The sequence below is a fragment of the Sinorhizobium americanum genome, from assembly GCF_001651855.1.
Taxonomy (GTDB): Bacteria; Pseudomonadota; Alphaproteobacteria; order Rhizobiales; family Rhizobiaceae; genus Sinorhizobium; species Sinorhizobium americanum.
Genome location: NZ_LNQC01000073.1, coordinates 1 through 18,007 on the forward strand (window position 1 = coordinate 1; position 18,007 = coordinate 18,007).

The following is an 18,007-nucleotide window of genomic DNA, read 5'->3' on the forward strand; positions in this document are numbered from 1 at the left end:
TCCCAAGAAACGATGTCAGCCGGCAAACAACCTTGCAAAACCGCAGAAAAACAGGCGTTTATGGATGGGCACTAGCTAGCGGTTTCGCTTTACCTCGTCGGCCAAATGCGCTCGATCATTACGGAATCGCATTGCTCGTCAATGAGAAACTGACGTAAACGCTCATTTTCCTGCACGTTGACGCCCGCGATATCGACGGAATGTGTGCTAATGGGAAGGCATCCGGTTTGATCAGGCCGGTGAGGCTTTGGGGAAGTTGAAGGGCAGCAGGTCGGTGATATCTGCATCTTCGGTGCGTCAAGGCCATACGGTGAGGACGTGGCGCAACCACGCTAATGGCTCGACGTGTGAGGCGCGGCAGGTCAGCATGAGGCTGTAAATGACGGCGCTGGCCTTGGCTCCATCGGCGGTATCGCTGAAGAGCCAACTCTTCCTGCCGGTGGCAAAAACTCTGATATCCTGTTCGAGAAGGTTGTTGTCGATCGGCATGCTGCCGTCTTCGGCGTAGCGCGTCAAATATTCCCATTGGTTCAGGGTATAGGAGACTGCATCGCCGAGCTTGCTGTCCGGCAAGACCTTCGGGGCGATTTCGTCGAGCCATGTCTTGAGGGCATTCAGGATGGGTACGCTGTGTTGCTGGGGAAGCCGCGAATGCTGTCGGCCTGCGTCTCGCCGTGCTCCTGCTTCTTGTCCCCTGCCTGCCTTTCAACCCGATAGAGCTGTTCGAAGAACCGGAGCGCCTGCTCCGGCGGCGCGCCGGGTTTGTTCCTCGTATTGAGAGCATTGACAAAACGTCGTCTCGAATGGGCCATACATCCAAGGCGGATCGCGCCCTCCAAGCGTGCACCCGGCGGAATAGCCGTGGCTCATCAAGATGCCGCGGTAATCGTCGAGGAAGGTCTGCGGGTGGCGCCGCGCTGCATGTCTGCTTCGACTACATGCTGTTCCGGCACTAGGGTCAACTTCGATGTCAAGAAGCTTTTCTTGGAACGTAAGCGGCAAGCTGAGGCCGTTCAGCGGGTGTAGTTCCACGGCATCAGCGCGTCGATTTCGCTGCTCGGCCAGCCACTGGCGATGCGCTCGAGCGTTTGGGTGAGCCAGGCGAGCGGATCAACGTTGTTCATTTTTGCCATTTATGCCGACCGTCGAACTATGCCGAACGCCTCTTCTGACGGGGACGGTACGCCGCGCGTTCCCGGCCAGTTCGGCCGGGAAGCGGTGGTTGACACTCGGCATAGTTCTCATGCTCAGAGGGCGTTCAGGAATTCCAGAAGCCGGTCGTTTGGTCGAAATCGCTCGGTCTTGGCGCGTTCGTACGGCTTCAGCTTTGCGAGTGCGGATTCCTTCAGTTCAAGATGTGCATGAAGATAGGTCAGTGTCGTTTCCATCGCCTCATGGCCCAGCCACAGGGCAATGACCGAGCAGTCGACGCCCGCCTGTAGCAACTCCATGGCAGCGCTGTGCCGCAAGACATGGGGCGATACCCGCTTTGAGCGAAGGGAGACGCAGTGCTCGCGCGCTTTGGCGACATATTTGTTCAACAGTGCCTGCACGCCGTCGGCGCTGAGCCTGCCACCGTGCATATTCGGAAAGAGAGCCGTTGCGCCTCGCTTCCCTGGTTCCTTGAGCCAACGCCGGAGGGCTTGCTGTGCAACCTTGGTGAGCGGCGTACTTCGCTCTTTGCGGCCCTTGCCGACGCATTGCACATGCGCACCCTGGCCGAGCATTATCGAGTCTCGGTCAAGATCGATGATCTCCGAGACCCGCAGCCCCGTTTGCGCGGCCAGCAATAGCAGTGTGTAATCGCGGCGTCCCAACCACGTGCTTCGATCCGTGCAGTCCAGGATCGCTTCGATCTCGGGCCTGGTTAGAAACTGAAGCTGCCGCTTGTCACATCGCTTGCTGGGGATCGCGAGCACACGTTGAATGTGGGCGCTATGTGTGGGCTCCTCGAACGCCGCATATCGGAAGAAGGAGCGAATTGCCGTGAGGCGGAGATTCCGGGTCCTCACCGAAGCGGCTCTCTTCGTCTCAAGGTCCTCCAGGAATGCGCCGATGAAAGGGGCGTCCAGATCCCGCAGTGTCAACTGAGATGGGGACCTCCCAAGGCGCGTCTGTGCGAATGCAAACAGGAGCCTGAAGGTGTCGCGTTAGGAGGCAATGGTGTTGGAACTTACACCTCGATGCTTCATGAGCCGATCTGTGAACCACCGTTCGATCAGCACGGGTAGGTCGTTCGTGCGCCTCATGACCGAACCTCCCAGCGCTTATCCAATCGCCGCACCGCATGGTTCATCAGTTCCGGCGCGGCGGACAGATACCAGTAGGTGTCGCGATCATTGGCATGGCCGAAGAAGGTCGAGAGAACCGGCAGTTCGCGTTCCACATCTTCGCCAGCGCGATGCCAGTTGATCAGGGTCTGGACGGCGAAACGGTGACGGAGATCATGAATCCGTGGGCCTTCGCGATTCCCCTCCTGCCGCAATCCGATTTGGCGGGATAGTCGCCAGAACACGCGGTGCACGTATTGATGCAGCAATCTGCCGCCCCGTTCGGCGACGAAGAAATAGGGACTGCGTGGCGTACCAAGGTGTGCATCGCGTCGGGCGGCATAGTCTGACAGGACAGCGATTGTCGTGGCATGCAGCGGGACCAGCCGTGACTTGCCGAACTTTGTCTCTCGGATGGTGAGAATGCCCTGGTCGAGATCGACATCGGCCCGGAGCAGGCCGAGCGCTTCGGAATGGCGCAGTCCAGCGACCGCTATCAGTCCGAACAGACAATGATATGTCCAGCGTCGAAGAGCGTTGGCCGGCGGCAGCGACAGGGCCGCCGCCAGAAGCGCCTGAATCTCAATGTCGCTGTAGATGTAGGGCCTTGTCCGCCGTGCCGGCGGCACAGCGTCGCTTGGTGGCACTTCCGTCAGAGGATCGAAATGAGTGAGGTGCTGGGCAAAACAGCGCACATCGCCAGGCGGATGGACCAACTCGGCTGCCGGCCCATCAACGTCACCCACTCCATTGCCAGCTCAGTCGTGATTGTCTCGGCGCCGCGGGCTTCCATGAAAGCGACGAACTCCGACAACCGTCGTGCCGGACCGTCATATTTGTATCCCAGCCCTTGGCGCATGCCGACATAGCGGTTGAGCGCAGTGCGAAGCCGGCTCATTGGGCACGTCCCGGCCACGGCAGGCTCAGTTCACGCAGCTTCTCAACATCGAGCTTGGCATAGATCCTTGTACTGTCGATGCTTCGATGGCGGAGCAGTTGGCCGATCTCGGCAAAGCTGGCGCCCGACCGCAAAAGGTCGGTCGCGAGGCTGTGGCGGAAAAGATGGGCGCCGTGATGCGCATAGCCGTCAATGCCGGCCCGGTCGAGTGCTTGCTTGGCGATCATGGTGATAGCACAACCGGAGGCAAAACCGACGTGCGGAGCGAGCGTCCTCAGAAATAGTCGACGGCACGCTGAAGCTGGCCGCTCATGCCGAATATAAGTCGCGATAGCTGTTCCGACGTCGTGACGTAGCGGCATAATTGCTTGCCGCCGCCCCTTACCGTGCACGAGGATCGTGCCCGACTGCCAGTCGATATCGTCAAGATTGAGGGTGGCAACTTCGCTGGCGCGCAAACCGAGCTTGGCCAGGATCATCAGAACCGCATAGTCCCGATAACCCATTGCCGTCGTCCGATCACAGGCATCGAGAACCTTCTGGATCTTCTCCGGCGGCAGGAATGTTGGAAGACCGGCAAGTCGCCCGACGGATGGACGGCACGCAATCGGCCAACGCCGTGGAAATAAAGCCCTTCAAATGCAAGTAGCGCAGGAAGGCACGCACCACTCCGCACATTGCTTTGCCACTGTCGGCGGAGCCATCGAGCGCATGTCGCTCGACATAACCGATGACGATCTCCGGGGTGAGCGCTACAAATCCATCTGCGCCGGTAGGGCAGACCTCCAGCAGAAATCGATGTGACAGAAGCTTGTGGCTTCCCACCGTCGAGGCGGCAAGCCCTCTCTCATTCGACAGGTATGCCGCGAATACTCCGACAATCTGCTCGTGCTCCGTGCGCTCAACCGGCAGGGCGGCCGGTATTAAGCCCTCTTGCCGTAGCGCTGAAAGCAAGCGTCGGAGCGCCGATCGGTCGCCCGTGTCGGGACTCCAATGTTTGAAACGATGCTCAAGAAAACGGTCGACATGACCTTCGCTTAAATCCTGCGGATCATGTCCATCGCCGACGTGCCAGTCCATCAGGTCTCGAAACAGGCTCAGCGACCGCCAAGTGCATCGCCTACCCAGGCCTTCGTTCGACATCTTGGCGGCGTAAACGCGCGCAAACTCCCGATACGGACCGTGGATCAGCTTCCGATATAGGGCGCTGCGCTTCAAATAGTCACTTGCGTTCATGCGTCCTCTCCTTCGCGTCAATTGCGACGGAGAGACCCTACGCCATGCCGATTAGGCTACCGCTGTGCTACCGAAAACGTTGGCAAAGCTTGCTTGATCGGCATAGTTCGACGATCGGCATAAAGCGCCTTATGCCGCGCGCGGCATAATGCCGTCTGCAGCAGCGTCGCGATGGTCGCCCAGCTCCTTCCGCCGCCGTCGCTGCTGGCGAAGAGTGAGTTCTTTCTCGTAATCGCCTGGGGCCTGATTGCTCACTCGACGATGTTGGAGTCTAGCTCGATGCGGCCATCGGTCAGGAAGCGCTCGAATTTGGCGCGCCGCGAGATGGCATAGCGGAGCGCCTCAGCCAGCTTCGATTTGCCGGAGACCCGCGGCAGGGTCTTCTGCCAGAGGGCGAAGAACTCGGCGACGACCGCCGCAGAGGTTTGCTGACGCGCCGCGACACGGGCGTCAGGGCTTTTGCCGCGGATGGTCTCCTCGACCTGCCAGAGCTTCGCCATCCGCTCGACCGTCGTCGTTGCGATCTTCGAGCTTTCCGCGACATGCAGCTCATAGAACTTGCGCCGACTGTGTGACCAGCAGCCAGCCAATGTGACGCCGTCATTGCCACGATCGGAGCGGATCAGCTTGTTATAGGCGGCATAGCCGGTGGAGTGGACGCCCCCCGACGGCATCAATTGTGCCAGAATGCGGGTGTGCTTAGGACCTGCAAGGAGGACGTCCAAGAATGAGATTAGCAACATCGGCTTGGATCTGGCAAAGAACGTGTTCCAGATTCACGGCGCTGGCCCCGACGGAAGAGTTGCTCTGCGCAAGAAGTTGAACCGCGGAAGATTGCTTGCGTTCTTTGCCAACCTTCCCATTTGTGTCGTCGCAATGGAAGCCTGCGCCAGCGCCCATTATTGGGGACGGGAGATCGGCAAGCTGGGCCATGAGATCAGGCTGATTAACCCGTCCTACGTGAAGCCCTTCGTTAAACGCCAAAAGAACTATGCTGCCGACGCTGAAGCCATTGCAGAAGCGGCGTCGCGACCGACGATGCGGTTCGTGAGTGTCAAAAGTGCCGAGAAACAAGCAGCCTCCATGGCATTCAAGGTTCGTGACCTGCTCGTCCGTCAGCGCACGCAAACAATCAATGCATTGCGCGGGCATCTTATGGAGTATGGGCTGATCGTTCCCCAGGGGATAAAATACATTCCGCTCCTGCGCGAGCAGATCGCGACAACCTGATTTGCCTGAAGTGGCGAGGGTGCTGTGCAACGGATTGCTGGACCAGGTCGTGTTTCTCTCGGAACAGATTGCCGTGCTGGAGAAGGAGCTACGCACACGTGCCCGACAAGATGAGGTCGCTTCGCGACTGATGACCATCCCTGGCGTCGGCGCGATTTGCGCCACGGCTATCGAGGCGTTGGCGCCATCGGCCGAGACCTTTTCCAAAGGGCGCGATTTTGCAGCATGGGATTGGGCTCACGCCTAAACAAAGCTCTTCCGGCGGCAAAGACCGCCTCGGCAACGTCTCCAAGATGGGCCAGCGTGATCTTCGTCGTCTACTTGTCCTTAGTGCAACCGCCGTTGTCCGTTGGGCAAGACGATACGGAGTGCCGGCCGGTTCTTGGTTGGCAAGAATGCTTTCGAAGAAACCGCTGAAGCTTGTTGCAGTTGCCTTGGCAAACAAATTGGCGCGGACCGCTTGGGCTTTGATGGCTCGCGGCGGCGTCTACCATGCTCCGGCGCCTGGCACTGCGTAAGCAGCTCCAGAAGTCGCGAGACGTCGGAAGTGTGTAAGGTCTAACGGAGGATTATGGGCAATCGGTCAGAGACAGGATCAGAAGAACCATTAAGTCGATGAGTGCTCAGAGCACGCGTAGCCGAGTTGGATCTGATCCACGTATTCCATAAGGGCCCGCGACGTGTGGAAGTCGCTTTTTGAGGCCGGACACACGTCAGAACCCGACCACATGCCTGTACCGAAGTAAGATTTTGCTTGCATTTACCGGGGCGTCCACACACGTCGACTTGCAGGATGCCGCGGTAGCCCTTGAGATGCCGTGCGACGCACTTGCCGGCCCGACTGTCCTCCAAGCGGTAGACGACCATGGGCGGGCTGCCGCCAAATGGTCGGTCATCCCTGGCATAGGCCCATAGATAGGCTGTCTTCGTCGATCCGGAGCCGGGAGCGAGTGTCGGCAAGGTGGTTTCGTCGGCGAAGATCCGCTCCCCCTTCTTGATCTCATCAAAGAGGTAGTCGGCAAGGATCTCCAGCTCAAAGCCGAGCTTGCCCATCCATTGCGCCATCAGCTTGCGGTCGAGGTCGACCTTGTCGCGGGGTAGATCGCCTCCTGTCGGTAGAGCGGCAGGCCATCGGCATATTTGGAGACGGCGATCTGGGCCAGAAGTGCTTCCGTCGGAATGCCGCCTTCGATGATGTGTGCCGGCGCCGGTGCCTGGATGACGCCGTCCTCGTTTTTAAAGGCATACTTCGGGCGGCGCGTGACGATGACGCGGAACTTCGCCGGCATGACATCCAGCCGCTCCGAGACGTCCTCGCCGATCAGCACCTTCTGCTTGCCAGCGTGCTCCGGCAGCTCCTCCGGCTCGATGACGACTTCGACCCGCTCCAGATGGGGTGCGAAGCCCTTGCGTGGCCGCGGCGGACGTTTGCCATCCGGACGCTCGCGGCCCTTGTTGACCTGTGCCCGGATCGCGGCGATGCCGGTCTCGATTTCCTCGAAGACAAAGGCCTGCTGCTCGTCGTCGGTGCTTGGGGAGCCGAGCTTTTCCGATCGGCGGCCGAAGCGGGCGCGATCGAAGGCTTTCAGGATCTGCGTCACCCCCTCCGCCAGACGGGGTCTGCTTGCCGCTTACCTTGGAACCAGACTTTACCGTCAAAGTGGCCGGCGCCGGTCTGAGGGGTAATATACAAGGCCAAGCTGGACCCTTGGCTAATTGGTGCAGGCGTCAAATACCGCTTTTACTGGATGGCTGGGTGCACCTAACAACCGGAAGAGACCGAAAACGCCCGTTGAAAGGCTTGAGGACAGACCTGATCTGGTTGAAGCTGATTGCTCAGCCGAGGCCGTGTGATATGGGCCGTTACCTGATCTGCAAGGGCTGGTCCCGGCGCCGACCTCTTCGACGCCTTGGCCGGAATAGCTTCTTCGGATTCGCTCGGCCGGCCGTTGTTCTCTGGTTGGCCTGACGTTAAATGTTGCAGCGACCGCCCTCCGCGGACACTCGGAGAGTCAACCTTCGTAACGGATGGCCTGCCACGAAAGCCGAAACTTTCCCCGGGTCGATGCCATATCAGTCGGTCTGTCTTTAAACGTCGATAATTCCAAAGGTTATGGCTTTTATAGCTGCGGTCGTTCTGCTGCCGGTGTCCAGTTTTCTCATCGCGTTTTTAATGTGGAAATTTACGGTATTTTCGGATATTCCAAGAATTGTTCCCACTTCCCACGACGATTTACCTTTCGCCGCCCAGAGTATACACTCTTTTTCTCTTGATGAAAGGTCGGGAGCTTCATCGGCCCCATCCAAACTTGCTAATTTTGTCAATCTTACATGGAAATGAAATGCAGCAAGTTCCAAGTATGTGCCGGTTCTATCTTGGAATTCGCGGTCCTTAGGGAAAGCGAAGCTCATGATCGCGATACTTCCATTGGGGTCATGCAACGGAACGCTAATGCCTGACCTTAAGCCGAACGTCGCAGCCTCATCGAAAACGCGTCGTTCTTGGTTAGTCGTGCTTGCGTCGTCGTACACCTCACTCCATTGAAAGGCGCCTGCGCGCTTCCGACTCCTCTTGATGATCGGGTCTATCCTGTCATAACGCATTTTTAGATAGCGCTCCTGCCATTCGACAGGGTAATTCAGCATGACCGCTGAATCGAATCGGACCGGCTTCAAGATTCGTGGTTCAGGAGTAAGCGAGCCATAAGCGATCCACCGACAATCAAAATTTAGTGCAAAAGTACATAATAGATCGAACAACTGCTCAGATTGAGCGACGCCATCGGTCTGCTCTAGAAATCGGCCGAACTCTACCGCAAACGCCCCACTGGTTCCGTTGGGAAAATTCATCGAGCGAGCCAAAGAAGACCGGTCGGATACTTCGATTGCCGGTCCTCGAACTTGAGCGGCGGCAGGTATCGGCGAGCGTTCCATAGTCTCTGCTCCGCAGCCATTCGCACCGGCTATTGTCACCGGCGCACAAGCGGCCGGATAAGATTGCGGCACTGCACGTGGTTCTTTGCCGGCCGCCATCCGCGAAAGTTCTACCACCCGGTTTCTGCTTTAAGGGTTATTTAAACATAAATTTGTGCTTCGCCAGCTTTATACGGGTGTAACATACGAAATACACATGAATTGCAGCTTCGGGAGCCGAGTGCTAGTCTTAGCCGAGCACTACTTTGGCAGAATTTCTTTTAGCGTTCGGAAGCGAATTCGGCAGTGTGGACATCGCTCTGGAGCTGCCGGTGGTAAAAGCGCGTTTACGACCGCGCGTCGGATGGCTGGCAGTGTCGGTTTAGGCGGGCCGTGTCTCTTCCTTTTTTTCCCGCTTTGCCTTGTGTAGGGGTTGATGTTGCAGGAAGGCATACGCGATCATGGTCATCAGTGCGTGTCGATGCAGACCTTGCCATGATCGACCCTCGAAGTGGTCGAGACCGAGTTCTTCCTTCATCTACTGATGGGCCTGCTCGCAGACCCATCGCGCTTTGATGGCAGCCGCGGGAGCTTTCAAGGTCGTAGCTCTATTGCACCGCGCAGGACCTGGCACGAGCTTCCTCGTGCGGGGCAGACGAACAGGCGGGCGAGCGGCCTGCCGATGCTGCCCCCCACGATGCTGCTCATCGCGTCTTTACCCAACTTCCGGCGCCCTGGGCGGGACGTCATCGCATTACCGTCGATCAGGACGAGACGACCTGGCTGCAGGTGAAGTTCGCCGCCATCAAAACATTGCCGCCCGCGGGCAAACAGAAGCGCTACGGTCCGCAGGTTCTGAACTTACATCCATGCCCTCGAAGAGGATCCGCTGGCTGGTCGCGAGCCAGTCGACTGGGATCCAGTAACCTCCTGCCGCCGAAGATCTCTCCGGAGCGGCCGAGAAGCTCGGCTTGTACGCCCTGCGCTGGAAGTCGGCCGAGCGCATTGCGACGGGGTGCGGTCACTCTGGCGCGGCTGCATCGGGTGGGCGAACTGATTGGTTGACTCTGCTCGCCGGCAATGTACGTCAACTACCAGATGCCGTAGTATCGACATCCGCGCGAACCCTTTAGAACTGAGCCAGTTCCACACGCACCGACCGGGAGATAACGACGCCTGAAACACGTGACGACGGCGATGGTGTCCAAATGCAACTGCACAGCAAGGAGCTGCGCGCAAGTCTGTGTCCCTTTGTCGCGGCTTCGAGCTCAGGGCCGGGGATATCGCCCTCCGACGGTGGTTTCGTCCACGGGGCCCCCGGTCAATCCGGCAACGAAAGGCTTTGCCTAGTGCTGAACAGCTTTTTCGGGTTTGCGCGGTCAAATCTAGAACTCTGGTGGACTCGATGTTGGATGTTGTATCAAATGGCTGAGTCCCGTCGATAGTAAACATCTGTCACGTAGATTCTCATCAGATGTGGCAACCTCTGCCCGATTGTCGCGCTATACCCGGCAATTCGGCAAGCTCAGGCAGAGGTCTTATTTCTGCATTGACTAGGCGAAGGTGGAGGCGGAATTGACAAGAATTGCAGTCGGGCGGCTATTCCATGAATCCCACGCCTACGCACGCCCGACGATGTCGGAAAGCATCACGGTCGTGCGCGGAGATAAATTGATTCAGGACGCGAGGGGAAATGGCACAACGCTTGGCGGCATTGTAGACGCGTTGACGGAGCGGACCGACGTTGAGCTCTTGCCGATCTCGGACTCGATGATCGCGCCGAGCGGCCCGATCAATCATGTCTTCTACCTTGACCAACGGCGTTTTTGGGAAGAGCAGGTCAATAACTTGAGCCCTGATGCGCTCATAATCGACCTCCACGGAGCAATGGGAACAACGGAGCTTGACGACGTCGAAGGTGACTTCCTCGCCCATATGCGAACCATCGCAGGAGAGAACGTTGTAATTGGCGTCGGACTGGACCTTCACGCCAACATAACGCCAAGCATGCTGTCAGCCGCAGACATTTGCATCGCCTGCAAACATAATCCGCACGACGACTATCACGACACTGGCAAACGTGTCGTCGAATTGGTCTTCGAGGTGCTTGATGGCAGGCTTGATCCGGTTTACACGCTCGCCAAGGCGCGCATGATCGCGCCCGGCAAGCTGGAGACACATCTGGATCCACTAAAGCAACTGCACGCGCGCGCTCGGACGTTGGAGCAGTCAACACCGGCGATCGTCGATATCAGCCTTTACAACGCCTATCGTTTCGGCGACTTTACGGATATGGGCCAAGCAGCGGTATTGCTGAGCAACGGACGCTATCCCCAATCTGAAGAACTCGTCTACGAATTTGCCCAAGAATTTTGGGCGCGACGTGACGAATTCAATGATGACCTTCTGACCATTGAGGAGGCACTCGATGCGGTGGCAGAAAGGCCGGAGCGATTACCCAAAGCCTTGGCCGACCTTGGAGATCGGACACTTGCTGGCGCACCTGGCGACAGTACTTTGATCCTTCAGGCGGCGATGAATTATCAGCCCATCCTCAAAGGCGCTATGACTGTGCACGATCCCGAAACCGTTGCACAGGCGCATACCGCCGGCGCGGGAGCCACCCTCGCGATGCGGCTCGGTGGCAAGTTGACTCCACAATTTGAGCCGTTCGATATCGTTGGCGTCGTGAAGGTTATCAATCACGAAGACGTCAAACTTATCGGCCCGAATTTTGGCGGCGAGTCAGCGGCGATGGGCGACACGGCTCTTATTGAAATCGACAATCGCTTACAAATTATCGCCACATCGAAACCTGGCTTCATCAGCGACCCCAATATATTCGAATTTCACGGGGTTCGTATTAGAGAGCAGGACTTTGTTGTAGTCAAGTCTCAGTATCACTTCAATGCCAACTTCAACGGTTTTGCTACTTCTTTGTATATTGCTAGCCCCGGACTCGCATTCTATTTACCGGGTGTTTTCAAGAAGAATCGGGCGCGCACTTGGCCTGACGTCGACGTTAGCGCTGATCCGATTATTGCACCACGGGTGCTTGATCGAAAGGGACGTTCTCAAAACAAATTCCGACCCTGACGCGGACTGTCCATTGCCTTATGCAGCACGGACATCGTTGCAGACGACGGGCTAGGGCCACAGTCACAGTCAGGCGTCGCCAGCGTTGGGATCGAGGTCGGGACGTGCCGCTCTGTTCGGATCGGAGGATCCGCTGGGTCGATAACCGTCGGTAAGACCAGGTGTTTGGCAGCCCTTGGGCGCGAGTTGGAGTTGAGGGAGGATCGTCTCCCTCAGAGAGACCAGGAAGCCATGGGCGGCGATACAGAGGCTGGCGCCGCTGGATCACGGCCGCGATCCGATCACCGTCGATCGTAAGCGTCACGAGCACCGCACAGCTATCCTTGCTTTACAGAGGCAGGTTTCAGAATTCAGACGCGGGCCGCTTCGACCCGCTTGGGCATGAAGCGGATGGCGACGATCGCCTTTGCACGGCGGCGACGCCCGCGTCGTGAGACGGGAGTTCACCCCTGTTGTGTCCCGGGTCGGGGCGATGTTGTCGCCGGTTGCGGCATAACTCCGGAGAACGGGCCGCCAGAGCCTTATGGCATAGCCGGTAGCGAGCAGGAAGGCAGTCGACCAGTGGATGGGCTCGAACGAACCGTCGTTGCGCCGCCAAAGCGCGGGCGCCACGTTTCCGGCGTTTCGGCAAGCCCGCTCCGGCGCGGGTCGATGAAGCGGGGCCCGATGAGGGTGGTGCCGTCGAGCCCATACTTGCCGAAGACCGGCGGATACGGCCGCTGCTTTTGCAGGAACGTCTCGAAGGCCGCATCGTCCAGCATCGGGCGCGAAGGCGCAACCGAGGACCCGCGGCGGGCCGAGCGGCGGCGGGCGGCGGCGGGCGGCGAGTATGTCGCCACACGCTCCAGTTGGCACCGTGCTTCCCGGCCTGCCTTCCAATACCACGGCAAGAGCTCGTCGGGCCGATTGACCGATTTACCGGATGGAACCCGAGACGATCTGCTCGAGCACGTCGGCGAGCCAGGTTTCGGGACCGAGACCATTGAGCCGTGCCGAGTTGACCAGTGCTAGCACCGCCCATGTCTCGCCACCACGAGCGGATCCTGCAAAGAGGCTATTCTTCTATTCTTCCTCGTCAGGCAAACTGGTTTAAGCGCACGCTCGACAACGTTGCGATCGACTTCGGTCCATCCGTCCTCGAGGAAGGCGATCAGCGCATGCCAATGCGCCAGCGTGTCATCGATGGCCTTGCCGAGCGGCGAACTTGGCCGAGACCTCATTCGATCCAGCCGCGCCCTCAGTGCCGCCATGGCCTTACGCACCGACAGGCGCTGCTCGGCGCTTATGCGCGGATACATTCCTCGGTCCGGTAGGTCTCGGCAGTAGCGGCGATCACCGCCAGGGTTCTCATTCCACGAAAAATCACAAATGGCATGTGGTGACGCTGCCAGTATTACCACTACGCCCTGCGACAGCGATGCTTGCGAAACGAGCATCAGGTCGCGTGCCGCAGCGGTGCGGGGCATCAGCGTCATCAGCGGACGGGGCGCTGAACGCCTCCAGCGGCTTGCCAGCCATGACGATGATGAGGCAAGACTTGACTGCCGGCCATTGGATGTCCCAACCTGCACATCAGGCAGTCCGGTTCCTATCAATGAGTTCTTGCACCAGCTGTTTGCGGTGCATCTCAGCGCGAGCCCAATGTGCCCGTATGTCCGCGCATTGCAGCTGCGTGTTCCGAAAAAGTGTTCTTGCCGCGAAGATTTGGTCATCTACTGATCTTTTGCCGGGTCCGCCTCCGAACTGCAGAGCATCTCTGCACTCTTCAAGAGTGGCCGGCACCACACCAGCGAGGTGGCTGGCCAACTCGCTTCGCGACTCCGCTGCGCTACTCTTCTGCGATACGCCCTTCGCGATGTCGCCAACTAATGTGTGAGCCCTTCTAAAAGGAACACCTTGCGACGCCATACGTTCAGCGGCGACGACCGTCATCGATGAGCCGTCTTCCAGATTTTGGCGCATCGGCCGAACGTTAAAAGACAAGTACTTCACGATTAGCGACGTTAGGATTATGCCGCGATTTAGCGCTTCTTCTGCTGGGCCTAGTGAAGAGCAGCCGTAGTTGCTTACCTCGATGGCGTTGCTGAAAGGTGCTTTGCAGGTTGCCGTTGCTGCGGAAATATACGCGCCAATGACGGTGCTTGCCGACCCCTTGATGTGTTCAAGCAAAAACGGGTTCTTCTTTTGGGGCAGCATGGAAGAGCCGCCAGCAAGATTGTCAGGAACATCGATAAGCGCGAACTCCCGCGTTGTCCACACCTGCAGGTCTTGGGCCACACGGCTGAGCAAAATCGAAACACCAGCGAAAAGCGAAAGCGCTTGCAGGTGATGGTCACGGCTTGCAACAGTATCAAGCGAGTTGAATGACGGCAGTTCGAATCCCAGAAGATTTGCTGTCTTCGTGGGATCTATGGGCATGCTGGTGCCTCCGCCGGCACAAGCCCCCATAGGGCAATTCCTGATGTCCTCCAGGAGCCAATGGAGGCGCTGGCGCTCGCGCGACAAAGCGAAGAAGACGCCAAGCAGGTAGTGCCCCGGCGATCCGGGGAGTGCGATCTGATACTGACTGTACAACGGAGCCACTAGTCTCGATGCTTCCTCCACCCGCTGAAGTAGGGCATCTTGTGCAGTTCCTATCTGTTGCGAGATGGAACACGCAGTTTCCCGCAGCACAAGGAGGGAAATTGTCGCGTTCAAGTCGTTGCGAGACCTCGCAAGGTGCAGCCAGCCAGCCTTTTCGGGACCAGCTCTCGCGGTAAGTTCTGCCTCATAGGCCAGATAGACACCGCGCGGAGCATCCCGGCCATCCAAAGATTGAAAGCCCTCGTCTTGGAGGGCTAAGATGTGCTTGAGGAGATCGGCAGCCACTGCTTGGCTGACCAAGCCCTGGTCCGCGAGCATCACTAGATGTGCTTGGTCTATGGACGCTTGGTGCCGCAGAAGGCGACCGTCACGCGCGATTTGGATCGGCGGAGCGAGCAACTTCATCGCGTCGGGATGCAGGTTCCACTTGCTCTGGCTTGACCCAGCGACTTTGTCGTTGTCCGCTTCGCAGGCAGCCGCCTCGATATCGATCACAATCGAATCGATCATCCGTTCAGCTGCCATGGTGGCGGCATTGAGTTCATCTGCGATCCCTATGGCGTAGGCTACTCGGTCTCTAAAATCGCCACTTATTTGAAGTTCCTCCCCTTCAGATTTCAGCAGACCCGCCTCCGGCACTGTCTCGTCTGCACTTCGAGAAAAGCTCAGGCGTTTGAGCTCGCCAGGCTTATCCGTGAGGCAGAAACGAATGGCTCCCGCCCTCGTGCTAGCCCCGAGAGGCGCGAATGCCTCCCCTGCGTAAAGTTTGATCACCGTATCCAGAACTGACGTACCCAAGGCATGTGAAAGCATGACTGGAATCATTCCTCCAGCCAGCCTGGGATTGACCTCGATGATGACAGGCCCCGCCTCCGTTATGACGAACTCCACATGAGCCGGTCCGAACTCCAAGCCCAGAGCCGATGCCGCGCCCGCAGCAAAAGAAGCCAGGTCCTTGAGAGACGACTGCGGAAGCGCGGCCGGGAAGTCATGCCCTATTTCAATAAAGCTGGGGATCGGTCCTTTGTGCTTGGCAAGGATTCCAAGGCAGTGTAGCGCACCATCATAGGCAATTAACTCCGCAGAGTATTCTTTCCCCTCCACGTATTGCTGAACGAGGATCTCGGGACTGGTCAGCTCCACTTGATCCAACAGTGCGTTCTTTGCGCTTTCAAACGCTTTAATGGCGGCTGTGGCACTATCGCACAGTCGCACGCCGCTACTACCGCTTCCGGAGACTGGTTTCACCACCACGGGCAGAGCGACTTGCGTAAGAATGTTCTCGACGTCAGTGACGGATGCGGCCAGCCGAGTTGCAGGAATTGCGATTGATTCTCGCTGCAACTGGAGTGCTTGTTTCCATTTATTTCGGCATGTCGATATGGCCTCAGGATTTGCAGCTGGTAATCCCATTGCCGTCGCGGCACGTGACGCAGTTTCCACGAAATAATCGGACGATGAGTATATTCCCTTCAGCCTTGCTATTTTGCTGGCCACTTCGATAACGTCATCTGAATTGCGAGTTTCAGCTTCGATCACTTGAGGCGCCGCGGAGTCTTCTAAAAACGGATAGCGCGCTCGATTGCGTACCACGAGATACGGTTCAAAGCCTAAAGCTCGGGCCCGCTTCAAAAATAGTTCGCCAGTGCCCGTCGTGTTGCTTTCTACGAAAAGGAAGCTACCTCGGCTCATCAAACTTGCTCCAAATCGTTTAAGACAGCTTCCCGGGTTTTCCGCTTCCAAAGATATCGGTTCCAGGGTGGGAGAGCTACCGACGGATGATTTTCGGTCGCCGGCTCATCCAGCACGTCGGCTTCATTTAAAGATCCGTACTGCTTGAGCCACTCGCGGTCGTATACAGCCTCGACGTAGCGGTGGCCTTCATCCGGGCAAATGACTACTACGGTCTCTTCTGGATATCGCCGAGCGCGCCACCGTCCCACGATGTAGCTCGCTCCGGACGTCGGACCGGCGAAGACGGCGTGCCGCTCGTGGAGGAGTCGCGTCGCAGAAAATGCGAGCGAAGCCGAGATGAGATGCACTTCGTCATACAGTTCATGCTTCACGTTCTTGGGCACAAGACTGTTCCCCAGCCCCCGCAGGTTGCGTTCGCCATCCTGTTGGCCAAAAATGACGCTATTGAAGGTGTCCACTCCAATCAGGCGCGCGCCAGGAGCTTTTTGACGGAGGCCCTCTATCGTTCCACAAGTAGAGCCGCCTGACCCCACAGAACCGACCAAAGTTACGTCGGCGTCCAGCATCCGCCATATTTGATCGGCGAAGAGCTTATAGGCTGCAGGGTTGTCTGGTGTTTCGTATTGCCGGGGCCAGAAACAGGAGTGCCCCAACTGTCTCATCCTAGCGTGCAATGCATCTAGGCGGCTTCTTTGATAGCCACCCTGCTCCGCCTTTGCGGTTATTATGAAGACTTCGGCTCCCAAGGAGCTCAGCCTGTTTTCTAGGCCCTTGTCCATCACTGGGTCTGTGAAGATTTCGAGCTCGAATCCACGTTCCCGGCAAACTACGGCCAACCCCAGCGCGAAGGTTCCGCTCGAGGTCTCGAGAACTTTCATGCCATCCGTCAGAGTTTTTCGAGCCAGCGCTTGGTCAATAATGTACTTCGCGGGCAGAAGCTTCATGAACGCGAACTGCGCCAGATAAAGGTTTGGCTCACACCTAATAATGCTGGGGAGAGCATATGCGTCAGAATAGCCGGAAAATGGCAGGCGTTTGCGAACAGCGTCCATATTGCTTACCTCACCGGCAGCCGGTCATGGTCAGATATATTTTTGGCGAGTTGTCGAGGGGCGATACATGGGCGAGCAAGGACCTAAGCTTCCGTGGAAAGTCAGCCGCCATTCGATCAAGCAGGATCCCAATCATTGTGCCGCTGTGCGCGACTATGACCCCGAGAGCGTCAGTGGCCTCGGATGCTTTCAGCATCGAGTTCAGATGCTCCTTTGGGACCCGCTCTTGATGCAGACGCGCACTGGCCGTAGCGATCCTGCCTATTGCGGCCGTGTCGCCCCGCGGAATTGCTATCCGTGCGTGGTCGAGTAATATTTGATACTCTGCTCTGTGACTGGCGGAGATTTCACCTCGCCGTTGATCATAGTCGACGGTTTCGACCGTCCCTCCTTCATCGATACCAACGATTGCAAGCGGCGGCATTTGCCCAAGGAAGGAGAGAAGGCTACATGCTCGCTGCTGATATGCGACCACTCCTGGGTACATCACCCCGTCGGATGGCTCGATCTCCGCCATTAGCTTCTCGACGAATGATGTCCGGACTGTACGCTTAAAGCAGCGGGCGATCGATCGTGCAGCCGCAACAAGATCCGCAGACGAACTCGCCAAACCTTTGCCTTCGGGGAGCTCAGATTGCAAAAGGAGGATGCCTCCTGAGGCGCCGAGCGCAACCACGAGATTCTCAGCCAGCTGTTTTGCTTTGAGTTTATGTGACGGATAAACGGTCACGGATCGTGTGCCTGCAATCGGTATGAAGTGAGCTCGCGCAAAGACCGCGATGGGCATCGTGACCAGGAAGTGTGGGTCCCCGGGAACGGAGCCGCTCGGTAGCTGGCCTTGCAGCAACTCGCCGAATGTGCCACAACAAAGAGCTTCACTAGAATGAACCTTTGGCTGCTGCCCGTTCGCAGCGATCTCGGCCGCTTCTGCGCCATCGAACGTCTGGTGAAGCATGTATGGCCTCCAAACTTCATCGGCAGCCGCTTCGAGAAGATCTCTCGACGTATTCGCCCCGCTTCCCGTAGGGCCGACA

At 57.9% G+C, this 18,007-nt stretch carries 9 protein-coding genes and 8 pseudogenes; 2 read left to right on the forward strand and 15 right to left on the reverse strand.

Going from position 1 to position 18,007, the window contains the following annotated elements; all coding sequences use genetic code 11:
* Positions 1-231: 231 nt before the first annotated feature.
* From tnpC (ATC00_RS34110) to ATC00_RS21960, 7 genes and pseudogenes are all read right to left on the reverse strand, one after another.
* Positions 232-909 (reverse strand): annotated as a pseudogene (tnpC, locus tag ATC00_RS34110) (IS66 family transposase); the annotation flags it as partial.
* A gap of 104 nt (positions 910-1,013) precedes the next feature.
* Positions 1,014-1,130, reverse strand: a pseudogene (locus ATC00_RS31435) (transposase domain-containing protein); the annotation flags it as partial.
* Between the two features lie 117 nt (positions 1,131-1,247).
* Positions 1,248-2,249: pseudogene (locus tag ATC00_RS21945) on the reverse strand (tyrosine-type recombinase/integrase).
* Positions 2,246-3,168 (reverse strand): annotated as a pseudogene (locus ATC00_RS21950) (tyrosine-type recombinase/integrase). Before ATC00_RS21950 ends, ATC00_RS21945 begins: the two co-directional pseudogenes overlap by 4 nt.
* The gene (locus tag ATC00_RS33690) at positions 3,165-3,674 is read right to left on the reverse strand and encodes a tyrosine-type recombinase/integrase (RefSeq protein ID WP_234782399.1); all 510 of its coding nucleotides are present in this window, start codon (positions 3,672-3,674) and stop codon (positions 3,165-3,167) included. Before ATC00_RS33690 ends, ATC00_RS21950 begins: the two are co-directional and overlap by 4 nt.
* Positions 3,675-3,687: 13 nt before the next feature.
* Positions 3,688-4,404: a hypothetical protein gene (locus tag ATC00_RS33695; RefSeq protein WP_234782400.1), complete on the reverse strand. Its 717-nt coding sequence runs from the start codon at positions 4,402-4,404 to the stop codon at positions 3,688-3,690.
* A 149-nt stretch (positions 4,405-4,553) separates the two neighbouring features.
* Positions 4,554-5,147: pseudogene (locus ATC00_RS21960) on the reverse strand (IS66 family transposase); the annotation flags it as partial.
* Between ATC00_RS21960 and ATC00_RS31440 the strand changes: the two are divergent.
* Positions 5,092-6,152, forward strand: a pseudogene (locus ATC00_RS31440) (IS110 family RNA-guided transposase). The pseudogenes ATC00_RS21960 and ATC00_RS31440 overlap by 56 nt on opposite strands.
* A gap of 262 nt (positions 6,153-6,414) precedes the next feature.
* Here ATC00_RS31440 and tnpC (ATC00_RS21975) read toward each other — a convergent pair.
* The 3 genes and pseudogenes from tnpC (ATC00_RS21975) to ATC00_RS34115 all read right to left on the reverse strand — a co-directional run.
* Positions 6,415-7,241: pseudogene (gene tnpC, locus ATC00_RS21975) on the reverse strand (IS66 family transposase); the annotation flags it as partial.
* A gap of 481 nt (positions 7,242-7,722) precedes the next feature.
* Entirely contained in the window at positions 7,723-8,685 is a 963-nt protein-coding gene (locus tag ATC00_RS21980) for a helix-turn-helix transcriptional regulator (protein WP_234782401.1), read from the reverse strand.
* A gap of 112 nt (positions 8,686-8,797) precedes the next feature.
* Positions 8,798-9,145 (reverse strand): annotated as a pseudogene (locus ATC00_RS34115) (IS701 family transposase); the annotation flags it as partial.
* Between the two features lie 977 nt (positions 9,146-10,122).
* Between ATC00_RS34115 and ATC00_RS21985 the strand changes: the two are divergent.
* Positions 10,123-11,643 (forward strand): M81 family metallopeptidase, encoded by a 1,521-nt coding sequence (locus ATC00_RS21985; protein WP_072642871.1) that lies wholly within the window; start codon positions 10,123-10,125, stop codon positions 11,641-11,643.
* Between the two features lie 915 nt (positions 11,644-12,558).
* Here the strand turns inward: ATC00_RS21985 and ATC00_RS34120 are convergent.
* From ATC00_RS34120 to ATC00_RS22010, 5 genes are all read right to left on the reverse strand, one after another.
* Positions 12,559-12,657 (reverse strand): transposase domain-containing protein, encoded by a 99-nt coding sequence (locus ATC00_RS34120; RefSeq protein ID WP_072642870.1) that lies wholly within the window; start codon positions 12,655-12,657, stop codon positions 12,559-12,561.
* Complete coding sequence (locus ATC00_RS33280) at positions 12,651-12,941, reverse strand: IS66 family transposase (protein ID WP_064254436.1); 291 nt, start codon at positions 12,939-12,941, stop codon at positions 12,651-12,653. Before ATC00_RS33280 ends, ATC00_RS34120 begins: the two co-directional genes overlap by 7 nt.
* 274 nt (positions 12,942-13,215) lie before the next feature.
* Complete coding sequence (locus ATC00_RS22000; RefSeq protein ID WP_064254437.1) at positions 13,216-15,918, reverse strand: lyase family protein; 2,703 nt, start codon at positions 15,916-15,918, stop codon at positions 13,216-13,218.
* Complete coding sequence (locus ATC00_RS22005) at positions 15,918-16,973, reverse strand: cysteine synthase family protein (protein ID WP_064254438.1); 1,056 nt, start codon at positions 16,971-16,973, stop codon at positions 15,918-15,920. The genes ATC00_RS22000 and ATC00_RS22005 overlap by 1 nt, the downstream gene beginning before the upstream one ends.
* Positions 16,974-16,983: 10 nt before the next feature.
* Positions 16,984-17,928 (reverse strand): GHMP family kinase ATP-binding protein, encoded by a 945-nt coding sequence (locus ATC00_RS22010; protein WP_234782402.1) that lies wholly within the window; start codon positions 17,926-17,928, stop codon positions 16,984-16,986.
* Between the last annotated feature and the right edge of the window lie 79 nt (positions 17,929-18,007).